The 26,063-nt window shown below is 36.2% G+C and carries 24 protein-coding genes; 14 read left to right on the plus strand and 10 right to left on the minus strand.

What is annotated here, in order from left to right; translation table 11 throughout:
• Nucleotides 1-316: 316 nt before the first annotated feature.
• Nucleotides 317-1,150, minus strand: coding sequence for a phosphatase PAP2 family protein (locus NG809_RS15870; RefSeq protein WP_317619152.1), 834 nt, complete (start codon nucleotides 1,148-1,150; stop codon nucleotides 317-319).
• Nucleotides 1,151-2,047: 897 nt separating this feature from the next.
• Here NG809_RS15870 and NG809_RS15875 point away from each other — a divergent pair.
• From NG809_RS15875 to NG809_RS15895, 5 genes are all read left to right on the plus strand, one after another.
• Entirely contained in the window at nucleotides 2,048-4,942 is a 2,895-nt protein-coding gene (locus tag NG809_RS15875) for a SusC/RagA family TonB-linked outer membrane protein (RefSeq protein WP_262152246.1), read from the plus strand.
• Between the two features lie 11 nt (nucleotides 4,943-4,953).
• The gene (locus NG809_RS15880; protein ID WP_262152247.1) at nucleotides 4,954-6,489 is read left to right on the plus strand and encodes a RagB/SusD family nutrient uptake outer membrane protein; all 1,536 of its coding nucleotides are present in this window, start codon (nucleotides 4,954-4,956) and stop codon (nucleotides 6,487-6,489) included.
• A gap of 144 nt (nucleotides 6,490-6,633) precedes the next feature.
• Entirely contained in the window at nucleotides 6,634-7,125 is a 492-nt protein-coding gene (locus NG809_RS15885) for a cupin domain-containing protein (RefSeq protein ID WP_262152248.1), read from the plus strand.
• A gap of 794 nt (nucleotides 7,126-7,919) precedes the next feature.
• On the plus strand, nucleotides 7,920-9,590 hold the full coding sequence (locus NG809_RS15890; protein ID WP_262152249.1) for a helix-turn-helix domain-containing protein: 1,671 nt from the start codon (nucleotides 7,920-7,922) through the stop codon (nucleotides 9,588-9,590).
• Between the two features lie 117 nt (nucleotides 9,591-9,707).
• Nucleotides 9,708-10,826 carry a lactonase family protein gene (locus tag NG809_RS15895; protein ID WP_317619153.1) on the plus strand — a complete coding sequence of 373 codons (1,119 nt, stop codon included), beginning with the start codon at nucleotides 9,708-9,710 and terminating at the stop codon, nucleotides 10,824-10,826.
• 68 nt (nucleotides 10,827-10,894) lie between these two features.
• Here the strand turns inward: NG809_RS15895 and NG809_RS15900 are convergent, their stop codons facing one another.
• Nucleotides 10,895-11,287, minus strand: a complete 393-nt coding sequence (locus NG809_RS15900; RefSeq protein ID WP_262152251.1) for a DUF7674 family protein — start codon at nucleotides 11,285-11,287, stop codon at nucleotides 10,895-10,897.
• A 146-nt stretch (nucleotides 11,288-11,433) separates the two neighbouring features.
• Here NG809_RS15900 and NG809_RS15905 point away from each other — a divergent pair, with 146 nt between their 5' ends.
• The 5 genes from NG809_RS15905 (at nucleotide 11,434) to NG809_RS15925 (ending at nucleotide 17,495) form a co-directional block, all read left to right on the plus strand.
• Nucleotides 11,434-12,447 (plus strand): nucleoid-associated protein, encoded by a 1,014-nt coding sequence (locus NG809_RS15905; protein WP_262152252.1) that lies wholly within the window; start codon nucleotides 11,434-11,436, stop codon nucleotides 12,445-12,447.
• Nucleotides 12,448-12,677: 230 nt separating this feature from the next.
• Nucleotides 12,678-14,885 (plus strand): ATP-binding protein, encoded by a 2,208-nt coding sequence (locus tag NG809_RS15910; RefSeq protein ID WP_262152253.1) that lies wholly within the window; start codon nucleotides 12,678-12,680, stop codon nucleotides 14,883-14,885.
• Between the two features lie 20 nt (nucleotides 14,886-14,905).
• A complete protein-coding gene (locus NG809_RS15915; protein WP_262152254.1) occupies nucleotides 14,906-15,457 on the plus strand; it encodes a biliverdin-producing heme oxygenase in 552 nt (183 codons plus the stop codon).
• 111 nt (nucleotides 15,458-15,568) lie between these two features.
• Nucleotides 15,569-16,495: a malate dehydrogenase gene (locus NG809_RS15920; protein ID WP_262152255.1), complete on the plus strand. Its 927-nt coding sequence runs from the start codon at nucleotides 15,569-15,571 to the stop codon at nucleotides 16,493-16,495.
• Between the two features lie 124 nt (nucleotides 16,496-16,619).
• On the plus strand, nucleotides 16,620-17,495 hold the full coding sequence (locus NG809_RS15925; RefSeq protein ID WP_262152256.1) for a helix-turn-helix domain-containing protein: 876 nt from the start codon (nucleotides 16,620-16,622) through the stop codon (nucleotides 17,493-17,495).
• 142 nt (nucleotides 17,496-17,637) lie between these two features.
• On the opposite strand, the gene NG809_RS15930 is transcribed toward NG809_RS15925, so the two are convergent.
• Complete coding sequence (locus tag NG809_RS15930) at nucleotides 17,638-18,543, minus strand: NAD(P)/FAD-dependent oxidoreductase (RefSeq protein WP_262152257.1); 906 nt, start codon at nucleotides 18,541-18,543, stop codon at nucleotides 17,638-17,640.
• A 100-nt stretch (nucleotides 18,544-18,643) separates the two neighbouring features.
• Between NG809_RS15930 and NG809_RS15935 the strand changes: the two genes are divergently transcribed.
• Nucleotides 18,644-19,018 (plus strand): Fur family transcriptional regulator, encoded by a 375-nt coding sequence (locus NG809_RS15935; RefSeq protein ID WP_262152258.1) that lies wholly within the window; start codon nucleotides 18,644-18,646, stop codon nucleotides 19,016-19,018.
• A 28-nt stretch (nucleotides 19,019-19,046) separates the two neighbouring features.
• On the opposite strand, the gene NG809_RS15940 is transcribed toward NG809_RS15935, so the two are convergent.
• The 3 genes from NG809_RS15940 to NG809_RS15950 form a co-directional block, all read right to left on the minus strand.
• Nucleotides 19,047-19,364, minus strand: coding sequence for a hypothetical protein (locus NG809_RS15940; protein ID WP_262152259.1), 318 nt, complete (start codon nucleotides 19,362-19,364; stop codon nucleotides 19,047-19,049).
• Between the two features lie 60 nt (nucleotides 19,365-19,424).
• Entirely contained in the window at nucleotides 19,425-19,790 is a 366-nt protein-coding gene (locus tag NG809_RS15945; RefSeq protein WP_262152260.1) for a hypothetical protein, read from the minus strand.
• 65 nt (nucleotides 19,791-19,855) lie between these two features.
• Entirely contained in the window at nucleotides 19,856-20,347 is a 492-nt protein-coding gene (locus tag NG809_RS15950) for a hypothetical protein (protein ID WP_262152261.1), read from the minus strand.
• Nucleotides 20,348-20,453: 106 nt separating this feature from the next.
• On the opposite strand from NG809_RS15950, the gene pafA reads away from it, so the two are divergent.
• On the plus strand, nucleotides 20,454-22,097 hold the full coding sequence (gene pafA / locus NG809_RS15955) for an alkaline phosphatase PafA (protein ID WP_262152262.1): 1,644 nt from the start codon (nucleotides 20,454-20,456) through the stop codon (nucleotides 22,095-22,097).
• Between the two features lie 103 nt (nucleotides 22,098-22,200).
• Here the strand turns inward: pafA and NG809_RS15960 are convergent, their stop codons facing one another.
• From NG809_RS15960 to NG809_RS15975, 4 genes are all read right to left on the minus strand, one after another.
• Nucleotides 22,201-22,518 carry a barstar family protein gene (locus tag NG809_RS15960; RefSeq protein WP_262152263.1) on the minus strand — a complete coding sequence of 106 codons (318 nt, stop codon included), beginning with the start codon at nucleotides 22,516-22,518 and terminating at the stop codon, nucleotides 22,201-22,203.
• 158 nt (nucleotides 22,519-22,676) lie between these two features.
• Nucleotides 22,677-23,183, minus strand: a complete 507-nt coding sequence (locus NG809_RS15965) for a ribonuclease domain-containing protein (protein ID WP_262152264.1) — start codon at nucleotides 23,181-23,183, stop codon at nucleotides 22,677-22,679.
• 91 nt (nucleotides 23,184-23,274) lie between these two features.
• The gene (nadE, locus tag NG809_RS15970; RefSeq protein ID WP_262152265.1) at nucleotides 23,275-24,066 is read right to left on the minus strand and encodes an NAD(+) synthase; all 792 of its coding nucleotides are present in this window, start codon (nucleotides 24,064-24,066) and stop codon (nucleotides 23,275-23,277) included.
• Nucleotides 24,067-24,077: 11 nt separating this feature from the next.
• Complete coding sequence (locus NG809_RS15975; RefSeq protein WP_262152266.1) at nucleotides 24,078-24,611, minus strand: GNAT family N-acetyltransferase; 534 nt, start codon at nucleotides 24,609-24,611, stop codon at nucleotides 24,078-24,080.
• A gap of 43 nt (nucleotides 24,612-24,654) precedes the next feature.
• Here NG809_RS15975 and gldB point away from each other — a divergent pair, with 43 nt between their 5' ends.
• Together gldB and gldC are read left to right on the plus strand one after the other, a co-directional pair.
• The gene (gldB, locus tag NG809_RS15980) at nucleotides 24,655-25,641 is read left to right on the plus strand and encodes a gliding motility lipoprotein GldB (RefSeq protein ID WP_262152267.1); all 987 of its coding nucleotides are present in this window, start codon (nucleotides 24,655-24,657) and stop codon (nucleotides 25,639-25,641) included.
• A 95-nt stretch (nucleotides 25,642-25,736) separates the two neighbouring features.
• Entirely contained in the window at nucleotides 25,737-26,063 is a 327-nt protein-coding gene (gene gldC / locus NG809_RS15985; RefSeq protein WP_262152268.1) for a gliding motility protein GldC, read from the plus strand.

Here is a 26,063-nt window from a genome sequence, read left to right on the forward strand (position 1 = left end):
TTTTCTGTATGTAAAATTCAAGTAAAAAAAATATCTATCATGTTTAAAACGGTATGATGAAATATTAAAAAAGTTTGTTACTGGTTTTTGAGTTTATTTTTGGTATTCATGCATTACTATGCCGTTCTTTCAGATAAAAAATTGGCATTGCAAATCCGTATTTTGAATTTCGGCACAGCCTTATAAATATCTGAAAACCTGGTGAAGCAAAAAAGGAATTCAAACTTCGGGATTACAGTAAGGTTTTAAAAGGTTGATCATTCGTGTTGTAAGCATTTTATATGATCTGGGACAGTAAGCTCAGCATTTTTAAAGTTTAATCTTTAGTAGACGGACGCCTGTTTTGTCTTAACGTTAAAAGTAATACTGACAATGGGTTGCTGTTATTTTTCTTGTAATAAAAACCAACTCCAAATGTTATCATTGCAGGAAAAAAGAATATCATCGCTTCAAAACCACTGTAACTGTATAATAACATTGTTCCCAAAATAAAAATCCATCCCGCAAGAAAATAATAATTAGCTATTCTGCTGTTGATGTATTTTGAATCATTCTTACGTACAGGAAACACTATAAAGCTGAGATGTGCAAGTACAGTTCCCGTCAAAATATCTACCAAATGATGCTGATACGTTGTTAATGTTGAAATTCCTACAAGAATAAGTGAAATCATAAAGAACAGGCGCCATTTGTCCACCTCTTTGAGTACTGACCAAAATACAAAAGCAAAAACAATATGTAAAGAAGGAGATTGGTTGAATGGTGAATCAAACTGTGTTAAAAAAGAAAACGGAAGGTTCAAAAGTGCGTTTGGAACCTCTTGTTTAGCGAATGAAAATCGCAGAGGAACTGTAACAAAGCAAAAGCCGGCAATACAGATTACAAAGAGCATTCTCAGAGTTAATGTCTTCAGCTGCTCCTTACTTTTACAGCAAAAAAACACAAGGCAGAAAAAAAGCCCTCCAGCCATGTAGGGTATAATCGTCCACGGGATAAATGGTATTGATCTTTCAAAATCAAAAATAAACGATGGCACGCTGCTCAAATTAGAGGCGTACAAGGTGCAAAGATTATATACAATCATAAACACTATGGTACAAAGTGTTAATGCGTATGCCTGTTGCCGAATCTGTATTTCCCTGTCAGTCATTCTCACAAATTATATTATACTGAATTTAATTGTACTGTTGCCTGCCTCCACACATTTCTTTTAGAATAAAACGTGTTCATTTAAATAACAGAAGTTTCTGCATTTCCCTGAAAGTTTTACGGGAGTAATTTTTAATGATGTCAAATCGAAAAAGCAAAAAACAGAATTCATTGTAATTTTCAGTATTCAAAACTCTTACCAAGTTCCTTCCTTGATGTTCATCAGGTCTGAAAACGATGAGATATATTGTATGAAAACATTGTGAAGAGACTCATAGTAATTCGTTGTCCATCAGTCAGCAAATGAATCTTTAAATGATATGGAAGTGTTTTTGAAGAAATGAATTTCGTACGTAACAATCGAAATTGTAATTATTGTAAATAAACAAAAATGATGATTACCAATATCATTTCTTCATATATCATTATCTCGCAACTGGAAAGCCTGGTGTGTATTAATCACAATTTTAATCTACAAATTACGAAATAATCTAAGGTTGATAATTACATATTTACGATACAAATCTGTCATTTCACAAAGTTTAGAAATGTTTCCTCAGAGATGTGAACTTAGGCTTAAAGAGATATTATTCTAAACTTACAGACTTTCAAGTGAAAACCTGGGAATTTTTTCTGTTTACAAATGAAGCATTTCAAACACAATATTTTGATATATACAAATTAATAAATTGTTAAGTGCTTTAATTATGAGATGGTTACGCTAGTCTTGGATTTGTGAGATATAGGCAGGTAACCGCAGGATAGCAGAAATTGATGATAACTATACATTTAGGAAATTAAAATATGAGAAATATCATGTATCTGCAGTTTAACTTTTTCTCAGTTTTAATTTCATCTGAACTAAAAATTAAATAATTAATAATCCACCAATCAGAGAATGAAGAAATCCATAGTAGCTCTAGGTATTTTATTCGGTACCACAGGTTTGATCTTCGCACAGGAAAAAGACAGCATTGCAAGTCCCAACAGCAAGACAAAAGATATTGAGGAAGTTGTAGTAATTGCCTACGGTTCGCAAAAGAAAGGCGAAGTGACCGGTTCCGTAGGAAAAGTGAATGTTGAAAGTTTTAAAGACCGTCCTATTGCAAGAGTAGATCAGGCTTTAACAGGGCAAATTGCCGGTGTTAAAACACGTTCCACAACAGGTAAACCTGGAGAACCACTTGAAATCAGGGTGCGTGGTACGGCTTCAATTTCTGCAAATAACTCACCAGTGTATGTGGTTGACGGAATGGTTGTAGATGATATTGCCAATATTTCGCCGGATGATGTGCAATCGATTGACGTGCTTAAAGATGCGGCTTCTACGGCCATGTACGGATCCCGTGGTTCAAACGGTGTTGTGATCGTTACTACCAAGAAAGGAATGTCAGGAAAACCTTCATTTACCTATTCTCAATATTACGGAGTGCAAACAATAGAGAAAAAGCTGGATATCATGACGAGCACAGAATGGATCGATTATGTGTCTGAAGCCATCAACAAAAGATGGGTTTCTCTTGCTCCGGGACATTTGGCCTCCGATAGCTATGAGAAAAGAGCTCAGTATTTTAATCTTGCAAATACTACAGATTATAACCTTGCCAATATTACTGCAATGGTTGATCCGCGATGGGGAACCGATAAGGTGGCATACATAGACTGGCAGGATGCATTTTACCGTCCCGCGTCTATTCAGAATTATCAGTTGGCAGTGAGAGGCGGTAGCAACAATGTGAAATATGCAATTTCCGGAGCTTATTTTGATCAGGAAGGTCTGGCATTGAACACCGGATTTAATAGATTTAACTTAAGTGCGGTTATCGATGTTAATATTTCACCCAAATGGAAGGCGGGAATTTCATTAAGACCCAGTTATTCAAAGAGCTACGGTGCCGCTGTTGACGGAAAGGACAATGAAGCGCATAAAATGCTTTCTATGGTTCCGGTTGCAGAACTTTCTGCGGGACTTTACACCAATTTCTGGAAAAATCAGAGATACCGATGGGCAGGCTCTACGGTGAGCCCGATTGGTGTTCTAGAGAATACAACGAATAATACGAACGAATTCAGATTGCTTTCCAGTTTGTACATGTCCTATGATATTGCACCAGGATTAAATTTCAAAATTTCGGGGGGCGCAACCAATAATTTCAATATCAATAATGGTTATACACCAACCTTTAATCTCGTGACAAATATTCCAGGGCAGGTGAGTATCGCCAGCAGAAGAACGGTGAATTACAACAGATATTTGGGTGAAGCTTTATTAGATTACAAGAAAAGATTCGGAGATCACAGTATCGCAGCTATAGCCGGATACAGTGCTGAGAATTACAGAACTACTTCCCAATACAACAGAAACAGAGGTTTTGCCAATGATGATTTACAAACCTTCAACTTTACGCAGTCTGCATCAGTTCTTAATTCAGAATATACGGCTTCAGAATGGATGTTGGTTTCGATGTTTGGACGTGTAAACTACGATTACAAAAAGAAATACATGTTGTCTGCGAGTATTCGTAGAGACGGATCTTCAAGATTCGGATGGAATAACCTTTGGGGAACATTTGCCGCATTCGGTGGAGCATGGAAAATTGACGAAGAAAACTTCCTGAAAGATCAATCCTGGCTTAGCAATCTGAAAGTGAGATACAGCTGGGGAGAAAACGGAAATAACTCAATCGGTGAGTACCGGGCTTTCGGAACACTTGCTGGCGGAAATTATTCTTTCGGTGGTGCGTTGTCTAATGGTTTAATTCCAAACACAATTCCGAATCCTGATTTGACCTGGGAGAAAACGCAGTCTTCAGATTTTGGTTTTGAATTCGGATTATTCAACAGAATCAATTTTACAGCAGATTACTATATTAAAAAAACAAACGACTTACTTCTTCAGCAGCCGATTCCTTCATTGACAGGGTATACAACCATGTGGAAGAACGTGGGTTCGGTTGAAAACAGAGGTCTGGAACTGGATTTAAGCACCAAAAACCTAACAGGTGCTTTCAAATGGAATACATCAGGAAACATTGCTTTTAATAACAACAAAGTTTTACAGTTGGGAAGCTCTAACGCACCAATTTATACAGGTTTCAGTGGTTTAACCAACATTATCCAGGTAGGGCAGGAGTTGAATTCTTTCTATTTGTATGATGCAATTGGAGTACTTTCGTCGGCAGATATTGCCAATTCAGCAGTTGCAAAAACCAGTGGAGCAATCGCGGGAGATGTGAAGTACAAAGATTTCAACGGTGACGGTAAAATTGATGAGAATGACCGTCACATTATCGGAAGTCCTGTTCCGGATTATTACTGGGGATTCACAAATACTTTTTCATATAAGAATTTTGATTTATCTGTTTTCTTCCAGGGTCAGAAAGGTGGATACAGCTACGCATTGCTTGGGCGTGCAATCGATAGACCAGGTATGGGAACTACAACCAACGTGATGGGCAATTGGGCAAACCGCTGGCGTTCTGATGCTGAGCCAGGCGATGGTAAAACACCAAGATTAGACGGTACAACGGGAAGTCTTTTGGATACAAGATGGTTATATGACGCAACTTATATTCAATTGAAAAACATTACTTTAGGTTATAACTTTGATCAGGATCTGGTAAGCAAACTGAAAATTTCCAATCTTAGACTTTATGTGAGTTTGGAAAACGTCTGGAGAAAAGATAATTACTACGGCGGATACAATCCTGAGTCTGTGCAGTCAGACGGTACCGATTATGGTGCATATCCGAATGCCAAGGTTTATATGATGGGTCTAAACTTTAATTTCTAAAAATTTTTAAAATGAAAACAAACAAAAAATATACATTCCCGCTAAGATTTAATTTTAAAACTTTAAGTAAAGCATTGCTGTTTGGAGCGTTGACAATAGGAACAGTTAGCTGTGAAGACGATCTGATGCTTGAGCCGGAAAACAATATTACACAAACTTCTTTCTACACCACAGAACTGCAGATTCAGCAGGCACTGTCGGGCGTTTATTCCGCGATGATCAATTCTTCTTCAAGAGGAGGCTATGATGTTAATTTTTATCTTTTGGCATCGGAAGTCCGTTCAAATAACTTCACCGCACTTTCACAAAACGGAAACAGGGATTATTACGCTATCAACCGTTTTCAGGATACTTCATCTACAGAAGAAATGGAGATTCTGTGGGAAGATGCCTACCAGCAGATCAATTACGCCAACAATATTTTAGCAAGAATCGATGAGGTTCCTTTTGCCAGCAACACGGTAAAAGAACAGTACAGGTCTGAAACCAAATTTCTCAGAGCTTATGCCTATTTTGAGTTAATGCGTTGCTTCGGGAAAGTCCCTTTAGTTCAGAAACCTGTGAGTCCTGAAGAAGCGGTTACCATTCCAAGAACAGATTTAGCCACATTGTACACATTCATCACCTCAGAAATAGAAGCTTCCATAGGTGGATTGAAGGCAATTCATGACAATGCCAACAAAGGCCGCATCACAAAATCTGCTGCACATGCAATGCTGGGAAGAATTTATCTTACAGGCTCAGGTTTTCCTTTAAACAACACTTCTTACGTTGCTAAAGCGAAAGATCATCTATCTACGGTGATTTTGGGTGAAGGTCAGTTCGTTACTTTTGCTCCGAATTATGCAGATCTTTTTAAAAGTGTAAACGACAATAAATACCATATTTTTGAAATCCAGCACATCGGTGGTGGTTTATCTCAGGGATCCTATTTACCGAGCTACGTTTCTCCGAATTTTGGTTCGGCCGATCCGTTTTTCAATGCGCAAAGCAGCTTGTATACTGCCAATGAACTTGGCGTTTCGCAATCATTAATCAATAGTTATGAGCCTGGAGACCTTCGTTATCCGTTAACGATCAGAACCAGTTTTATCGCTACCAACGGACAACCGGATAATTCCAATTTCTTCGTGAAATTCCGTGAGAAAGGTATTGCATTAAGCAACCGTTACGATTGGCCAATCAATTTCCCTATTATCAGATATGCAGATGTTATCTTGATGTATGCAGAAATTTTAAATTCTCAGGGAAATACAAGTCAGGCAGTTCCACATCTTAACAGAATCCGTCAGAGAGCAGGTTTAGCACCGCTTCCAACCTCAATGTCTGCAGCAGATTTCACTACAGCGCTTCGTAAGGAAAGAAGAGTGGAGTTTGCAGGGGAAGGAGTGTACTGGCACGATTTGGTTCGTTGGAACACAGGAGTTGCGGTAATCAATCAGGCTGCGGCTCAGTTAAATTACAACTTTACGATTACAACAAACGATTATCTGTATCAGATTCCATTATCTCAGATTCAGGTAGCGGGATACGAGCAGAATCCTTAAAATATTTTTTTCATACTTATATTGATGATCCCTTCGTTTTTTAGCGAGGGGATTTTTATGCAGTAATGATTTTTTAAGTGGATTTAAAATAAGAATTAAATCTAAATTCCTAAATTGTATATATAAACCAAATCATAAACTTAAATGAAGAAGTCAAATTCAACAGTACTTACTATTTTAGCTGTGATCACCCTTTCATGCAAAGAGAAAAATAATGAAACTGCAGAAACTCAGATTTCTCCAAAACATGAAATGCTGTTCCCCAAAGGCAACAAGGTCCCCAATGACAAATTCACAGGAACGGTTTATCAGGCAATTTTGAGCGATGAGGGAACCCGTGTAAGCAACGTCACTTTTGAACCCAACGGGCGTACGCATTGGCACAACCATCCCGGCGGACAGACACTGTTGGTGACAGACGGCGTTGGCTATCATCAGGAAGAAGGAAAACCTGTACAGAAAATCAAAAAAGGAGATTTGATAAAAATCGCAAGAAATGTAAAACACTGGCATGGAGGCTCAGACACAGAATCAATGACGCATATTGCAGTAAGCATCGATCATGGGAAAAACCCTTCCCAATGGTTTGAGGAATTAAATAATGAAGAATTTAAACGTGAAATTTCAAAGAAATAAGTATAAAGGTTCAGAAATAAAAAAAGATAAGGATCACCGGAAAGATTCTTTTTTCAGGACAGCGGGCTTCTCAGAGGCCTGCCAAGATAACTGGAAGTCACCATCCCTTGGTAAAATCTTTTAATGATCCATATCTGTTTTTTACAGTTTCCGTTAAATGAAAGTTTAATGGAAACTCCCGTTATTTTTGTTTCGACTTTTAACTGTTTGATGGAATTTTTCATTTGCCATCATTGTTAAAAGTCTGCTGAAAGATCTGTATTCTATTTAATGTTTTTGTGTTTTTATAAATTCGAAACTGAAGATCTTCTGAGGCAATTTCACGATGTGAAAAATTACACTCCAAATAAACGGCTGGTCTGTTTCACGCAACCAAAGTCATGAGGTATAAAACCAGAAATAAAATAAATTCACTCATTTGATCGTTAACATGGTTGTAGATTTCAATCGCAAAAGAAAGATTTATTGAGATCAGAAACCTGTAAATTTTTTGTATGGTTATTTTTGTTTAAACTTTTTATCGCAACAGATCAGACAGGACTGAATTAATTTTTTTGCTAAATTATAAAGAGTAAGACAGCGTTACAATATTATGCAGGTATGAATATAAAATTCCAACGGATAAAATTTTAAAATTTTTACCAAATTATAATATAATAGACTTAAAATGAATTAATTATAAAAATATTTATTTTAAGATATTTTCGTTTGAAACACTGCATTTTATCTGTAAAATAAGTATTTTTGTACAACATCTTTTTTTGAAAATTAATATGCACGGGAAAGTTTTATGCATGATTATCTTTTTTATATGTCATCTTTTTTATTCGCAGGCATATTACGCTGAGTTGAGGAATAAATACTGGCAGTTTGAGGAGAATGATGAGAACGCTTTTGCATACATCAATATTTATATTAAATCATCAAAAAGAGATAAAAACTATGCAGAACTTTTTCAGGCATACAGTGACGCCATAAAATATTCTTCCAACAAAAAGATGCAATATGCAGACAGTGCTGTTGCTGCTGCCAAACTCTCAAAAGATCCTGACGTAATTGGTAATGCTTACCTTGCAAAAGGCAGTGTTTTCTATTTTACGCACCGAAAATTCAAACCTGCTTTGCATGAATATTTAAAGGCATACAAATACCTTGAAAATTCAAATGATCCATTCCTGAAGAACAGGAATCTCTACTACATTGGAGTTGTGAAAAGCTATCTTGGCTATTACAATGAAGCTGCAGATATTTTTAGAAAAAGCGTTGCATTTTTCAAACCCAATACAACGGGAAATATTCATCCCAATCTTATATTTAACAACCAAAAGGGATATTTGAATTCCCTGCACCAGCTGATCGTCTGTGAGCAGGCAATGGGAGATTATAAAAATGCGGTCATACACACAGAACAGGGTTTGAAAGAAACCCCCGCAACAAATGATTTTGAGCAGGAACGAAGTTATTTTTACAAAACCAAAGGCATCAACGAAATTCATCAGAAAAATTACACAGAAGCCATAAGTGATCTCAATAAATCAATTCCGGGTTTGAAAAAGGTGAATGATTTTTCGTGGATTTCAGCGATACATTATTATTCAGGGGTGAGTTACAGGAATAAAGGCGATTTGAAAGAAGCTGTAAAACAATACAAAGCTGTTGATTCCATTTTCAAAAAACACCATTTCATTTTTCCGCAGACCAGAAAAAATTATGAGGAACTGATAGATTATTATAAAAAAGAAAATAATCCTCAGCAGGAATTGTATTACACCCGCCAGCTCCTTAAGGTAGACAGCGTTCTCACCAATGATTTTAAATATCTTGCCGACCGCATTCACAGGGAATATGATACCAAATCTTTGCTTCAGGCTAAGGCTAATCTGGAAAACAAAAACAGTTTTGCCAAAAAACTGGTCATCATCCTGTCAATTGCTTTACTGATTTTAGGCGGGCTGGTTTTTTACTGGTTTAAAAGGAAAAAAGATCTTCAGAAAAAGTACAATCATATTTTGAATGAACTAAATTCCGTGAGGCCTGAGGTTATTCAGATTCAGGAAAAAAACATTGAGAAAAGCTCAAAACTTGATCCCGCTGTCATTAAAACCCTGAAAGACAAATTTAAGGAGTTTGAAAAAAGCAAAAGATTTCTTGAAAAAGGAATTACCGCAGGAAGATTGGCTGCAGAATTTGAAACCAACGCCACTTATTTTTCTCAGTTTGTGAGCGAATTTAAAGACAGTAATTTTAATACTTATGTGAATAATTTAAGGATAAAATATGCCGTTGATCAAATTTACAATCATAAAGAATGGCGAAAATACTCTGTTGAAGACATTGCATTGGCTTGCGGCTTCAGCAACAGACAAAGTTTTTCAAATTTTTTCTATGAGCAAAACGGTATGAGACCCGCAGAATTCCTCAAAAAACGGAACGAAGAAATTCTGGCTGAAAGAAAAATTGGCTGATATCAAAGAAAAAGATTTTACTTTTTCAGCCCTCTCTATGCTAATTTGAATAGAGAAAAATAGTATTTATTCACATCTTTGAAAGTAACCAAAAATATGAATTATAAATTGTTGATTTTGAAGACATTATTAATGTGCATGGTTGTTTTTCTCTACTCAAATTTATTTGGGCAAAAGACTTTTGTATTTTTTGGCTCGTTTAACTGGGATAAAGAAAAGGATGGAATTTTTGTTTATGAATTAGACACATTTAAAGGAAGTTTATCGAAAGTGACGACTGTAAGAAATATTAAAAACCCTTCTTTTCTCACGCTTTCTGCCGATGGAAAATACGTTTTTGCCTGCACAGACAGTAAAACTGAAAAAGACGGTAGTGTGAGCAGTTTTAGATTTAATTCTAAAAACAAATCGCTTACTTTCATCAACAGTCAAAAAAGTGGTGGTGAAAATCCGGTATACTTAGCTGCTCACAAAAATGGCAAATGGCTTGTAAACGGGAACTACACGGAAGGAAGCGTCTCTGTTTATCCGATTTTGGTAGATGGGAAAATTCAGCCTTTTGTTCAGAATATACAGTTTTCTGAAGGGAGTGTTAATAAAATGCGGCAGGACAGAGCTCACATCCATTCAACAGTATTTTCGCCGGATTTCAGGTATGTTTTTCTGCCGGATTTGGGAGCGGATAAAATCAGATGCTATCAGTTTAATGAAGATAGAAACAAGCCGTTGGAGAGTTGCAGCCAACCTTTTATCAAAACTACTGCGGGAAGCGGGCCAAGGCATTTCACATTTCATCCCAACGGAAATTTTGCTTATGTGATTGAAGAAATGGGAGGTGCTGTAAGTGCTTATCAATATAAAGAAGGAAATTTAACTAATATTCAGCGGATTTTTACGCATTCTGACAAATTCAAAGAAGGTTTCGAAAGTTCCGATATTCATATTTCTCCCGACGGGAAGTTTCTGTATGCTTCAAACCGTGGTTCTGAAAACAATATCGCCATTTTTGCCATTGAAAATGATGGAACTTTAAAAACAGTGGGTTATCAGTCAACAAAAGGGAAGCATCCACGTGCTTTTGGGATGGATGAGATGGGAAAATTTATCATTGTTGCGAACACGAGAACTGGAAAAGTTGTAGTTTTTAAAAGAAATTCGGAGACGGGATTACTGAAAAAAGCGGGCAGAAAAATTAAAATTAAAAATGTTTCTGCGGTGCAGATCAGAAAATATTAAATTTGATAAGGATTAAATCAAAAAAAAATCTCCCGTAACATTCCTGCTCAGGGAGATTTTTATAATTTTTATTTTCCAAAAAATATTCTGTCCTGCTTTCGCTGTTCATTATAAATCAGTTGGAAACTGACAGGCATATTCTGGTAAAGTACTTTCCACTGGCTTATTTTGCCATGTTTTCTGAAGCTTGAAAATGAACGCACAAAGATGTTTTCAATAATGTCTCTCACATATTCATCTCCCTTTTTGTAGATCATATCCATCAGTTTGATGTGGTAGGCAATAATGTTGGTTTTTGACTCAAGTAAGAGGGTTCTCAAATAATTTACAGTACTCTGAATGATTCCTGCAAAGTTGCCCTTTAGCGACAGTTCAGCAATCTCGGTACGCAGTCTCGGATAGAAAAATTTTAAATATTCTGCAGCGGTTTTCTGGTTTACAGATGTTTTGGTGTCTTTCATTTTGTTTAAAATTTCGGCTCAAATATTTCAGCTAAAAATATACCATCAAATGTTAAAATGCACTTTTTAAGTAAATTTTAATTTGAAAAAATATGAAGCTAAAATCTTCATAAAATTCTATCTTTGCACTCCATAAAAAATCATTGATGTTTACAAAAATTGTTGTCCACAGAGTCGGAAATAAAATCAACGGAGAATCGCTTATACTTTCGCAGGAAGAATTGCAATTGGATGAAGGAACGGTAGAAATGCTGGAAAATTATTTTCTGGGCTCGTTCAAGACAGAAGAAACCTATCAGTTTTACAGCGATACTTATTTGGTTAATAATCCTGTGTACAGCGCTGTTTCAGAAATTTTTGAGGACAAAGAAAAGTTTCTCTGGGAAGCAGAAAATATTGCAAAACATCTTTTTGAAGCAGCAGAAAATCCAAGAGTTCAGGGTGGAGAATTGTTCATCGTTTTCTTTGAGGACGAAAAAGAGGACGACGAAAAAGTGCACAAAATCGGGATTTTTAAAACAGAAAAAAGAGATTCTTTCCTGAAAATATTTCCTAAAAATGAAACCTTTGAGCTTGAAAAAGATCAGGGAATCAGCCTTTCTAAAATTGACAAAGCCGCATTGATTTACGATAACGGAAAAGAAAACGGCTATGTACTATCTGTGGTAGACAACAACAAAAACGGCGATATGTATTACTGGTTTGAGGACTTTTTGAAGGTAAAACAGCGCGACGACGAATATTTCCACACTCAGGAAGCTTTGATGGTTTATAAAGATTATATCACAAAGCAGCTTCCTCAGGAATTTGAGGTTTCAAGAGCAGATCAGGCAGATTTTTTGAATCAGTCTATCAATTTTTTCAAGGAAAAAGAAGAATTTAAATTAGATGACTTTGCAGCAGAAGTTCTGAAAGACGAGCATGTAATTGAAAGTTTTAATAATTATAAAACTGATTACGAGCAGGAAATGCAAATCAATATTGCTGAGGAATTTCCAATCAGTGAAGCGGCAGTAAAAAAAACGCAGAGACATTTTAAAAGCATCATCAAATTAGACAAAAATTTCCATATTTACATTCACGGTGACCGAAAGATGCTGGAGCAGGGTCAGGATGAAAAAGGGAAATATTACATGCTGTATTTTGATAAAGAAGTATAAAAAACAATGTAATTTGTATTCGTTTTAAAATAGGGAATTTGTGACTATGTGTTAATATGAATGCCGATAATGATTCATATTTTTTATATTATTTGTAATTAAATAAAGTTTTCCGGATTAAATTAATATATTTTAACTTATATTAAAATTATGATATAATTTCGAAAACTAATCTCAATCATAATTGAGAGAGATTAAATTTGGTTATATTTGATACTTTAAATATTGATATGAATTTCATAGAGTGTCACGAAGAGCCCATTCACATACCTGGGCATGTACAAAGTTTTGGATACCTTATTGGCGTTTGCTCCGTATCCGGGACGATTAATTTCTGCAGTGAAAACATCTGTGAGATTTTCGATATTGCCGTTGCAGAACAACTTTTAGGTAAAAAGATTTCAGATTTTCCCGGTATTCACACACTGTTATCTGAGTCTGCAATCTATAATTCCATAGAAGAATACACAAAAAGGGAAAACGAAACGTATTTTGATAAAATTTCTATAGATCAAAAGAAGTACCATTTTTCTCTTTTCAGAAACGGAAGCAATATTTTTCTTGAATTTGAGAAAGTAGTTGATAATCCGAATAAAAGGATAACCAATAAGTACGATAACTTTTACATAATAGACAACGATCAGGGAATTTGGGATCAGCTGCTTACTACGCTTTCCAATATCATCAATTATGACCGTATGATGGTCTATAAATTTATGGATGATGGTTCCGGTAAGGTCATTTCAGAAATCAACAACGGTATTCTGGAAAGCTACGCAGGATTACATTATCCGGAACACGATATTCCGAGACAGGCCAGGGAACTTTATGTAAAGAAGAGAAAAAGAATTTTCAGCAATGTTTATTCAGAGCCTGTTGCGATCATCAGCAAGATCGAATCTTCGGTAAATCTTACCTACGCAAGTGCAAGAGCGATGTCGCCAATTCATGGTCAGTATGTAAAAAATTCCGGAGCTGCATCAAGTTTCAGTATTTCCATTATCATTGATGATAAATTGTGGGGGCTGGTGACTTGTCAAAATAAGGAAGCAAAACACATCGATCTTGAAGACCGTGTGCAGGCCGGTATTTTTACGGTTTTGGCATCCAACGCCTATTCTTCATTTAAATCTAAAAAAGATTTGGAATACAGAATGGATCTTGATGTGAAATTATCTTTTCTGAAAGCTGAATTTTTAAAATACAATACACTTTTTGAAAGTCTTGCATCCAATAAAAGAGAGCTTCGTAATCTCCCTAAGGCAGACGGCTTTGCAGTGATTTCAGATGCTGATAAGATTACCGACGGTATTGTTCCTTCCTATGAAACGATTCAGAAAATTGTTGACTGGGCGTATGACAATACCTCAGATAATATTTTTATAAGCAGCAGTTTTTTAAAGGATTATGGTGCAGAATTGGGGCTCGACAGTACTGTAGCAGGCGTTATCATTTACTTTGTTGAAAGAAGTAAAAATGAAATTCTGATATGGTTCAGAAAAGAATTTGACGAGCACATCAACTGGGCAGGAAATCCTGAGAAAAAAATAGAAGTGATGTCTCTCAACGGAATTGACCGCAAAACGGTTTCGCCGCGTACTTCTTTTCAGGTTTTTACTGAAAATATTATTGGAAATTCAAAAAGATGGAGCTCAAAAAGCGACATTGCCGTAAAATCAATCAGGGATTTGATTTTAGGTACTTCGCACAAACAGTACATCATGATCAAAAAGCTGAATGACCAGCTGAAAAAAGTAAATGAGGAACTTGACAGTTTTTCCTACACGATTTCTCACGATCTTGGGACACCTCTTACAGTGATGAAACTTAATGCTCAAATGCTTCTTAAAAGTCTTGTAAATGCTGATGAGAAAGACAAAAAGAAGATTCAGTCCATCATTTCCGAGATTGATAATATGGCAGAAATGATGCAGAATGTTCTTCAGCTCAGCCGTGCAAAACACAGTGAAATTCTTCTTGAAAAAATTGAGACGGAAAGCACCATCGAAAAAATTACGGAAAATGCAAAGATAACCTACAACACGCCCCACAGTACAGTTGTGATAAAGCAGTGTCCGGAGGTTTTGGCAGACCGTACCATGCTTCATCAGGTCTTTTTAAATATCATCAACAACGCAATAAAATATTCTTCCGGCCACGAAAAACCTTTCATCGAAATTGAAGGTGCTGAAAACGGAGACTACATTATCTACCGCATAAAAGACAACGGAATCGGAATTCCTGAGACTGAAAAGCATAAAATGTTTAAGATTTTCAACAGGATGGACAATGCCAAAAAATTCAAAGGTAACGGAGTAGGGCTGTCTATTGTGCACAGAATTATGAACAGACTGGGTGGTAATGTTGATTACGAAAGTACAAATGAGGGTACTTGTTTTATTTTAACGTTTCAAAAACCTAAATTTGCTGAAATATAATTCTATTAGCAAATTTAGGAATGGTTTCAGAATATCTTAAACAAAAAACGGCAGATCTGCACGATGCCGCCGAAAAACTATTTAGTTCAGACAAAATTTTCAACAAAACTTTTACTTTTGATGATTATAAAAAGATCATCAGAAATAACTATTTAATGCTTTTAAATTCTGAAAATCAAATTATTGACAGTTTGTCGGCTCATTTTTCAGAAAAACTTCAGCTCGATCAACGTAAAAAATTATCTGTGATTGAAAAAGATCTGTCAGATCTTTCATTGGAAAAAGAACAGGCATCTCAAAAAGTGGAAGTATTAAATCAGAATGAAGCTTTGGGCATGCTGTATGTGATTGAAGGATCTACTTTGGGCGGAAATGTCATAGCAAAACAGCTTTCAAAGACAGAAGGTTTTGAAAACGTAACTTTCAATTTTTTTGGATGTTATAAAGAAAACACCGGTGTAATGTGGAAAAATTTCAAGGAAGTTTTGGATACGGAAGTAAAGGAAGAAAGTTATGATGAAGTGCTTGCCGGAGCCAAAAAGCTGTACACACTTCTATTAAATATCAATTAAATTTCTTAAATAATAATTAAAATTCCCGAAAGATTGCTCAATTTTTCGGGAATTTGTACATTTGGGAGGCAATAATTTAAACTAACAAAATAAATAATAAATAGTCACATTATGAAAGTAACCGTAGTAGGTGCAGGCGCTGTAGGAGCAAGCTGTGCAGAATACATCGCAATGAAAGATTTCTGTTCGGAAGTAGTTTTAGTAGATATCAAAGAAGGTTTTGCTGAAGGAAAAGCAATGGATCTGATGCAGACAGCATCCCTGAACGGATTTGATACAAAAATTACAGGTACAACAGGAGATTACAGCAAAACAGCAGGTTCTCATGTAGCAGTAATTACTTCCGGGATTCCAAGAAAACCAGGAATGACGAGAGAAGAATTAATCGGAATCAATGCAGGAATCGTAAAAGAAGTTACTGAAAATCTTGTAAAGCATTCTCCGGAAGTAATCATCATTGTGGTTTCCAACCCGATGGATACTATGGCTTATCTCGTACACAAAACCTCAGGTCTTCCTAAGCACAAAATCATCGGTATGGGTGGTGCTTTGGATTCTGCAAGATTCAAATACAGATTGGCAGAGGCTCTTGAAGCTCCGATTTCGGATGTTGACGGTATGGTAATCGCTGCTCACAGTGATACAGGAATGCTTCCTCTTTTGAGCAAGGCTACAAGAAACGGTGTTCCTGTATCTGAGTTTTTAAACGATGATCAGCAAAAATATGTACTTGAAGAAACCAAAGTGGGAGGTGCTACATTAACTAAATTGTTAGGTACTTCAGCTTGGTATGCGCCAGGTGCTGCAGTTTCTGTAATGGTTCAGGCAATTGCCTGCGACCAGAAAAAAATGATTTCTTGTTCTTTGATGTTAGACGGAGAGTACGGAGAATCTGATATCTGTTTAGGTGTACCTGCAATCATCGGGAAGAACGGTGTTGAAAGCATCGTGAACATTACTCTAACTGAAGAAGAAAAAGCTAAGTTTGCTGAAGCTGCACAAGCGGTAAGAGAAGTAAACGGAGATTTGAAATTTTAATCTTCATTGATCCTGATAAAATGAAAAAAATTCGGTACACCGCAGTGTGTGCCGAATTTTTTTTATGTTAAATTCAAAATAATTCGGTATATTTATTTTAGATAAATCAATAAATGAATTGCGCATGTACGAAGTTACCAATCAGCTGAAAAAGACGGGCTTTAGTGTCAATCATCTGAAACGTATTATGGAGCGCAACAATGGCAGCAACAATATCAATACTCAGGAATATTTCTGTATTCTGATCGCAATAGACGGTTTCGAAATCAATGTTCAGGGACGCGATTTTACAATAAAAAACGAAAGTATGCTCTTCGCAGGTCCACACAAGGAGGTTTTTGTGAGAAATACTGAAGGAAAAGATATTTACGTTATTGCATTTTCTGCAGCGTTTTACGAACAGAGCTCTATGGATTCTCTTCTTTTGAATTCTACACTTTTTTTCAATTATGAATCTGATATATTTATTGCACCTTTCATCACAGACCGCCATATTATTGAAAAATTTATCATCGAAAGATTGCTCAAATTCTACGAAAAAGGCGAAACGCTTTATATTTCGGCGGCTCACAACACTGTAAAAGCATTTATTCTTGATGCTATGCTCTTTGCTGAAGATGAGCAGATAGAAATTACCGACAATCTGGATTATGTTTCCTGTGTCAACAGATTCAGAGTTCTATTGCAGAGGGATTTTAAGGAATTTAAAATTGTAACCCATTATGCGAAAGCTTTAAATATCACCTCAAGAAAACTCACAGAGATGACCGAGTTTGTTACAGGAAAAACAGCAAAACAGATCATCACCGAAAAGGTAATCGCAGAATGCTATAAGCTTTTGAAATACAGCGGATTTACCATCTCAGAGATTTCTTACCGTTTAGGTTTTTCCAATGAGGGAAATTTTACACATTTTATAAAAAAACATACTGGAAAAAATCCCAGCGAAATAAAAAATGCCGCAGATGCTTCAGTGGTCAATCATTCAGGTTCATTTTAAAATATTTTTTAAGTTTTGGCAGAATTTAGAGTTTGTTTAAAAATCGTTGAAAGAGTTTCACCAACTGTTTTTAACTATAAAACCATTTTTTTTATCAAACTAATGTAGAAAGCCTTTTAATGTTTTAAAGTAATTGGCCAAACTAAAAAAAATCCGTCACCAATTCCATATTCGCCATCACACCAGCAACATTTCCGGTCAATACTGCATTTGCCACCGAACGCATCATCGAAGAATTGTCGCCGCAGACGAAAAGTCCCGCAATGTTTGTTTTTTGAAACATATCTGTTTTAATATGACCAAATTCCGTCAACTCACAACCTAAGTTTTCTGGTATGTGAGAATGTTGAGCAAATGGAAACGCTCCGTAAACCGCTTCAAAATCTATTTCTCTTCCATCTTCAAATAGCAGACTTTTCACATAACCATTTTTGTGTTTCAGTTCGGTAATGCCAGTTTCAATGATTTCAATTTGATTATATTTAAATTTTTCTAACTGTTCTTCTGAAAACTGAGCTTTACCTCTCGTAAGAATTGTAACATTCTCTGTTAAATTTTTAACTAAAGAAGAGATATGAAAAGCTCTGTCTCCATTCGCAATAATTCCTGTTTTTTTGCCTCTGTATTCATAACCATGACAGTACGGGCAGTGAATCAGCGAGATTCCCCATGATTCTTTGAATCCTTTGATATCCGGGATTTCATCGGTAATTCCGGTGGCAATGATCAGTTTTTTTGAATTAAAAATTTCACCGTTTTCAGTCTCCACTTCAAATCCAAAATCAGTTTTTTTTGCTGAAACAACTTTGCCGTCAAGAAATTCAACAGTTTCATATCTGGAAACCTGACTTTTCGCTAAAGTTGAAATTTCTTTAGGTGACCTTCCATCCTGAGTCAGGAAATTTTGAGAATGAGGTGTCTGTTCATTGCAGGGTTTCCCACTATCGATGACCAAAGTTTTCCGCAGTGATCTTCCCAAAGCCATTGCTGCAGAAAGTCCGGCATAGCTTCCGCCAATAATGATAGCGTCGTATTGAGTTGGATTCATAATTTTTGATTTTAAAAAAAATTAAGACAAAGTTTCGTTTGTAATATTTGTCAAATTTAGATAAAATTTTTATTATTGCAACATAATCGCATTAATAAATATGAAAAGAAGAAGTACCCCCACCAAAGAAGCCGTTTTGAACGTTTTGGCAGATTCAAAAAAAGCGATGAGTCAGGATGCTATTATGAAAAAAGTTTCTTTAAATATGGATCGAGCAACGGTTTACCGCGTGCTGAACCGTTTCTGTGAAGACGGAATTCTACACAGAATTGTAGCTGAGGATGGCAAACAGTATTTCGCAGTCTGCATCAAATGCGATGAAAAAAAATTGGCAGACCATCATTTTCATTTCAGATGTACAAAATGTGAAACGATAGAATGTTTGCCAATTGCCGTGCAGTTTTCACTTGAAAAAGGATATTCAGTGGAGAGGGTGAATTGTGTGTTGACGGGAGTTTGTAAAGAATGTGCGTGAAAAAGTATTCACATCTCAACATTTAAAGTTACTGTTTTACTGTTGACACATTTCGTCTTAAGCTAAACAGTACAACCTGAATGATGATCAGTGAAACAAGAATTCCGATTCTCACATAAGCATTTTCTGAAAATCTGTTGCGTATGACTTCTATGTAATTGATTTTCTCAATTGTAAATTCCTTTAGTTTGTCAATGTCTGTAAAACTGTTTACTGCAGCGGTTTGTGAATTGATTTCAGATTCATTGAGCGTGGCGGCAACATTAATCAGATTGACGTTGCTCATCAACAGCCAGCCAAAAAGCAATATTGAAATCAGTAAAAGACAGGGTCTGAGGAATTTCATTTAATTTTTTTTGAAACGGTTAAACTTCAAATTTAATGAATATTCAGAGAACTGTTAAGATTAAAGTTTGGCTATAAATTCTGCAATTATTTCTTTTGATTTTGTTTCATAATTGTCACTCAGCATATCAATTTCTTCGCCTTTTTTCATAATCTGTTTCAAATCTTCACGACCGGACAGTTGCGCGATTCTCGACATGTAAAAGTCTCCTTCAAAAACGAACTGTTCTGCAGATTCTTTGAAGCGTAAAATAAGAAAATCGAGCACTTCTTTATCATTCTTCTCAGCGATTAAATCCAGTATTCCCAAGTCATCGTACTGCAGTTGGTTGAGATTTAGAAAGGCATTTCTGAGTTTCTGTTTCTGGCCTTCATTGAGTTCAAATTTCCGGATGAATGTGTCTTTATCCTGATCGTAGTAAGACATGAAATCACTTTCCGGTGAGAGCTCGTATGTTCCTTCCCACCTTGTTGCTTTTTCAAGAGCGCAATCTACCAGCCAGTCAACCGTTTTACGTGTTGTTCTTCTGGATCTTTTATTTTTAAAATATCCTGCATTTCCAGAATTCTCTTTTTGTAGACCGCGTACTCATCCTCACTTAATAATTTTGAACCGTATGAAAGATCCGGTGTTTGATATCTTCCGTCATTTTTATCTTTTTCTATAAATGCCAAAGTCATCGTTCCTTTTTCAAAATATGCAGGTGCCGGACAGGAAATTCCTGTACTTGTATAGACTTCAATAATTTGTGTGGAGGAAATTTTTCCTTGTAGAACATCATGTACTTTGAGAACTGCAATTTCAGATTTAAACCAGTCATTTTCCTTTGCTTTTTTATTTTTCCTGATATCAATAACTTCTGCGTAAACAATGTTTTTAGAATCTGTTACTAATTTTCTCAAAGGTCTTGGCGAAATCGGATATGCAAGAATATTACAGCACACATTGAGTAGGAATAAAATTAAAAGAGATCTGAGTTTCATAATAAATAGTTTTTGTTGTAAAAGTATAACGCAAAAATTTAAATAAAATTTCACACACCAAAACTTTCAAAACCCTTAAATTTGTCACCATTAAAAAGTTATTTCAATGCTAAAGAAAATTACGATTGCTGCAGTTACTTTTGTTTCTCTAATGACGGTAAACGCGCAGAAAAATAAAAAATCTCAATTGGAAAAACCAAAATTGGTAGTCGGTTTGGTGATCGACCAGATGAGGTGGGAATATCTGTACCGTTTTTATGATAAGTACGGTGAAGATGGGTTTAAAAGAATGCTCAACAAAGGTTTTTCGTTTAATAATGTGATGATTCCTTATGTTCCGACGGTTACAGCTATTGGTCATACCACTATTTATACAGGTTCAGTTCCCTCGATTCACGGGATTGCCGGAAATGACTGGACAGACAGAGAAACCGGAAAAAATGTTTACTGTACTGCAGATACTGAAGTGAAAGGTGTTGGTACAAACGATAAAATTGGCGGACATTCTCCAAAAAATCTCTGGAGCACGACGATTACAGATCAGTTGAGGATTGCAAGTAATTTTCAGTCTAAAGTGGTCGGCGTTTCACTGAAAGACAGAGCATCTGTTTTACCGGCCGGTCATAATCCGACAGGCGCTTTTTGGTTCGATGAAACCAACGGAAATTTTGTGACAAGTTCTTACTACATGAATAGTTTGCCAGATTGGGTAAACAGATTTAACGAACAGAAATTAGCCGAAAAACTTGTTGCTAACGGTTGGAATACTTTATTGCCCATCATTGAGTACACAGAAAGTACGCGAGACGATGTTCCATGGGAAAAACCTGTAGGAACAGCAAAAACGCCTACTTTTCCATACAACAATCTTGCAGCAGATTATGCTGTGAATAAAGGCGTTTTGAGAACAACACCTTTCGGAAATACCTATACTTTAAAATTTGCTGAAGCCGCTATCGACGGTTATCAGTTGGGGAAAGATCAGATTACAGATTTTCTTGCCATCAACGTTGCTTCCACAGATTACGTTGGTCACGCTTACGGACCCAATGCGATTGAAGTGGAAGATACTTATCTGAGACTTGATATTGAACTGGCGAATTTCTTTAAAATGCTTGACCAAAAAGTAGGGAAGGGCGAATATCTTGTTTTCCTTTCTGCCGATCACGGTGGTGCGCACGCAGAGGGTTACATGAAAGAAAATAAAATGCTGACCGGATTTTTTGATGATGGTTTAGAGAAAAACTTAGGAGCTGAATTGGAGTCAAAATACGCCGCCAGCAAACTGATTTTAGGGATTGACAATTATCAGATTTACCTTGACCACAAACTCATTAAAGATAAAAAACTGGATGAAGTTGCCATCAGGAAAAGTATTATTGAAAATTTAAATAAAGACCCACGTGTTTTGTACGCAGTTGATCTGAAAGATGTAGCCAACGCTCCGATTCCGGAACCGATTAAGTCCAGAGTGATCAACGGTTATAACTGGCAGCGAAGCGGTGATATTCAAATCGTTTCACACGACGGAATGCTACCGACTTACGCTAAAAAAGGAACCACCCACAGCGTTTGGAATTCTTATGATGCTCACATTCCATTGATTTTTATGGGCTGGAAAGTGCCACAGGGAGAAAGCAATGCTCTTCATTTTATGACCGATATTGCTCCAACCATCGCTCAGTTTTTAAGAATTGAAAACCCAAGCGGAAACGTTGGCCAGCCATTGATTGAAGTTTTAGGAAAATAACTTTAATCAAATGTAAAAAATCCCCACAAATTAAATTTGCGGGGATTTTTTATGTCTTTACCAAACCTTCAAGGTTTAAATACTAAAGTAAATTTTATGAATATTATTCAGAGCTTTCATCCTCAGCATCAGTTTCTTCCTCATCCTCGTACTGCTCCAGATAATACGCAAAAGAAAAATCTTCCACTTCCTCTTCGGCATCTTCCAAAGTAGTCAGCAAATCTTCGAAAATCTCGAGCTGATCCACGCTCATATTAACAAATTCGAGATGCAGAGGCATTTCCAGTTCGCCGGAAATCACATCAGAAAGTGCATCCAGATTATCTCCAAAATGCTCCGGAAGTTTTACTTTTTCTTTAAGCTGGGCATAAAAATCTTCGTAATCACCAAGGTCTGCGAAGTCGATGTATATTGTGTTCATAGTTTAATTTTAAGAGTTGCAAATGTAAGGGTTTTTAAATCATTGCAATGAACAGCCTTTTCTGAGACTTTGTAAATGCAATCTTGCAGGGAATGATGCTTTTCAATATTCAAAATCTCTAAGAATTCTTCATCGTATTACTTCGTGCGATGACAGTTTTACTTTTTCTCAAAACTTTTGTAGTGATTTTTAGTCAAATAAACCTCTCCGTTTTTAGTGAAAACAATTCGGTCAGAATTTCGGTTTCCGCAGTTGTAATTGACGTCGGCTTCAAAATACTTTTCGCCTTTTGGCAGTTTTCCTTCACGGTTTCCAAAGTAATCTCCGCCAATTGCTTTTCCAGGCAAAACTTCACACAGATTTCCTTTAGAAGGATTCCACCCTTGCTTTTTTGCTTCGTTTTTGGTTAAATAATAATCAGGCAGCTGATGATTTTTTTTCACATAATTAATTACTGTTGTCGCTTCAGTGATTGAATAAATTTCACTATTGTTTTCAACTTTATTTTCCTGCTTGTAATCAGGATTATTTGAAGTTTTTAAATTTTCCTCAGTCGTAACAGGATCTTTCTTCTCTGCAATAAAATTATTATAAACATACATCGCAGACATTCCGAAGAGAAGTCCGAGACAGGCAAAAAAAAGCGAGCGCATTTTAGGATTCATATAATAAAATTTAATGTAGCAATATAACAATTTAGCAATGTAACAATCCTCTAAATTGGTAAACTGTTACACTGGTAAATTGCTACATTAATTAATTTCTCCATTCTTCAGGAATATCACACACCGGAATCGGATTGATTTTATGTTGTGCCGCTCTATTCATTCTGCTGAAAATTTGAAACACTTCCAGATCTCTTCCGCTATAATCAGATTCCGTTTTTGTACCCCATTCTTTCTGAATTTTTTCCAGCTCGGGATAGGTTGCGCCAATCTGCATTTCGTCGGTTCTTTCCGCGTCCCAAAGCCCATCTGTCGGGATTGCTTCCTGAATGTTTTTAACAAGATTTAAAGCTTTAGCCAAGGCATAAACCTCTGTTTTATAAAGATCTGCGATAGGAGAGATGTCGACCCCGCCGTCGCCGTATTTTGTATAAAAACCAATCCCGAAATCTTCCACTTTATTTCCTGTTCCGCATACTAGAAGTCCGTTGATTTGTCCGTAATAATAAAGAGTAAGCATTCTCAAACGGGATCTTGTGTTGGCAAAAGCCAGTTTTTCGTTCGGAAATTCATCGTCGTGAACATCAAACGTTTTGTACAGTTCTTCAAAAGCCGGAGTAAGATTCACAGACATTGCTTCAACGTTTGGGAATCTGGATTTTAAGTCATTCATGTGTTCCCACGCACGGTTTACCTGATCTTCTTTTTGACGAATCGGCATCTCAATTAATAAAGTTTTCAAACCTGTCATCGCTGCCAATGTAGAGACCACTCCCGAATCAACACCACCGGAAACTCCCAAAACATAACCCTTCACTCCTGATTTTTCGGCATAATCCTTTAGCCAGTTTACGATATGATCAATTACTTTCTGTGTCCGCATTATTTATTTTTTTAATATTTAAAATTCTCTTTTTTAAGTTCAAACCAAAAGCATTTATCTCCTTCGTCGATGAACGTTCCTTTTTCTTCAAAGCCCAGTTTTCTCAAAACATGATTGGAAGCGTCATTTTCAACATCAGCATACGCAAAAATAGTGTCAAGTTTCATTTCATTAAAAGCATAATTCAAAACTGCAACTGAAGTTTCTGAAGCATACCCTTTTCCCCAATATTCCGGTGTGAAACGGTAGCCAAGATCGTGAATGTTCTGATGATTGTTGATTTCTTTAATGAGTTTCAAACCGCTCCAGCCAATCAGTTTTCCGTTTTCCTTTAGAATGACGGCCCATCTTCCGATTCCGTTTTCTGTATATTGATTTCGAATGCTTTCGATCATGGCTGCACTTTGGCTGATGTCGGTCAATGGTTTTATTCCGACATATTTTACCACTTCAGGATTGCTGTCCATTGCGAAAAATGCCTCCACATCTCCAGGAATTATCTCCCTCAAGATAAGTCTTTCGGTTTCAATGAATATTTTTGCCATTAATTTTACTTATTTTTGTAAACTTAAATTTCATGTAAAAATAATGAAGATTTTTAGAATTGCGGCAGTTTCATGCCTTTTAGTTTTAGCTTTAAATTCATGTAAAAAAGAAAATGAAGCACAGTGGAAGGTGGAAATCACGCAACCAGCTGAGAAAGTTTCAATGACCGATATTTCAAAAGAGTTTTTTGATCCTAAAGTTTCTCTTGAACAGTTTCAGGCGAAATTTCCATGGTTTCAGGGGAGTGTTCCGGATGAAGATTTTATCAAAAGACGAACTGATCCTCAGGAAATTAAATTATATCAGGAAGCAGCCTCAAAAATTGATCAGACAAAACTGGAGAAAGATTTAAACGACCTTTTTTCACACATCAAATATTATTTTCCGAAATTTAAAACTCCAAAAGTTTTTCTTTTCTCATCTTCATTACAGATGATTCAGGAGCCGATTTTATATGATGAAAAAACCAATTTTCTTTTTGTAGACATTACAGGATTTATGGGTTTTAAAAATCCTAATTACAAAGGTCTGGAACTTTATTTTCAAAAATCGATGAACCCAAATAATATCGTTCCGAAAATTTCAAGAATTTTTGCTGAAAGGATTGTCCCTTTTTCAACTGATCATCAGAAGTTTGTTGATTTAATGGTCTACAACGGAAAAGTGATGATGCTTCAGGATGCTTTTTTACCGGAAACTCCGGATTATCTGAAAATGGATTACACAAAAGAGCAGTACGACTGGGCAAAAAATAACGAAGCTAACGTTTACAATTATTTCGTGGAAAGCAATCTTATTTTTGGCGATGATCACCGTTTGGTGGAAAGATTTATCAATCCCGGGCCGTTCTCAAAATTTTACACGGAAATAGATAACGAATCTTCTCCAATGATTGGCGTTTTCACGGGATGGCAAATCAGCAAAGCCTATTTTAGTAAAAATCCGGATACGAAACTGACGGATTTCATAAAGAAAGATGCTACTCAGATTTTTAACGAGGCGGGTTACAAGCCGAAGTTTGAGGAGTAGGGAAGCTGGGAGATGGAAGATGGAAGATGGAAGATGGAAGATGGAGATGAGCAGGATAATTTAGATAGAAAAATAAATATTAGAAAAATAGAGAAATGAGAAAAACTCAGATTACAATAGATGTGGAGCTGGACGAAAATCACGTTCCTGAAGTGATGACTTGGAATGCAGCTGATGGAGGCGTAGAAAAAGAAGAAACAAAAGCAGTAATGATTTCCGTTTGGGACGAAAAAACTTCTGAAGCCCTAAGAATAGACCTTTGGACGAAAGATATGCCGGTAGACCAAATGAAAATGTTTATGCACCAGATTTTTGTTTCTATGGGAAATACTTACCAAAGAGCAACTGGTGAAGATGATGTTGCAGAATGGATTGAACAAATAGCAGAGGAATTTGCCATAAAATCTGCGATAAAGATGTAG

It is taken from the genome of Chryseobacterium foetidum (genome assembly GCF_025457425.1).
Classification (GTDB): Bacteria; Bacteroidota; Bacteroidia; order Flavobacteriales; family Weeksellaceae; genus Chryseobacterium; species Chryseobacterium foetidum.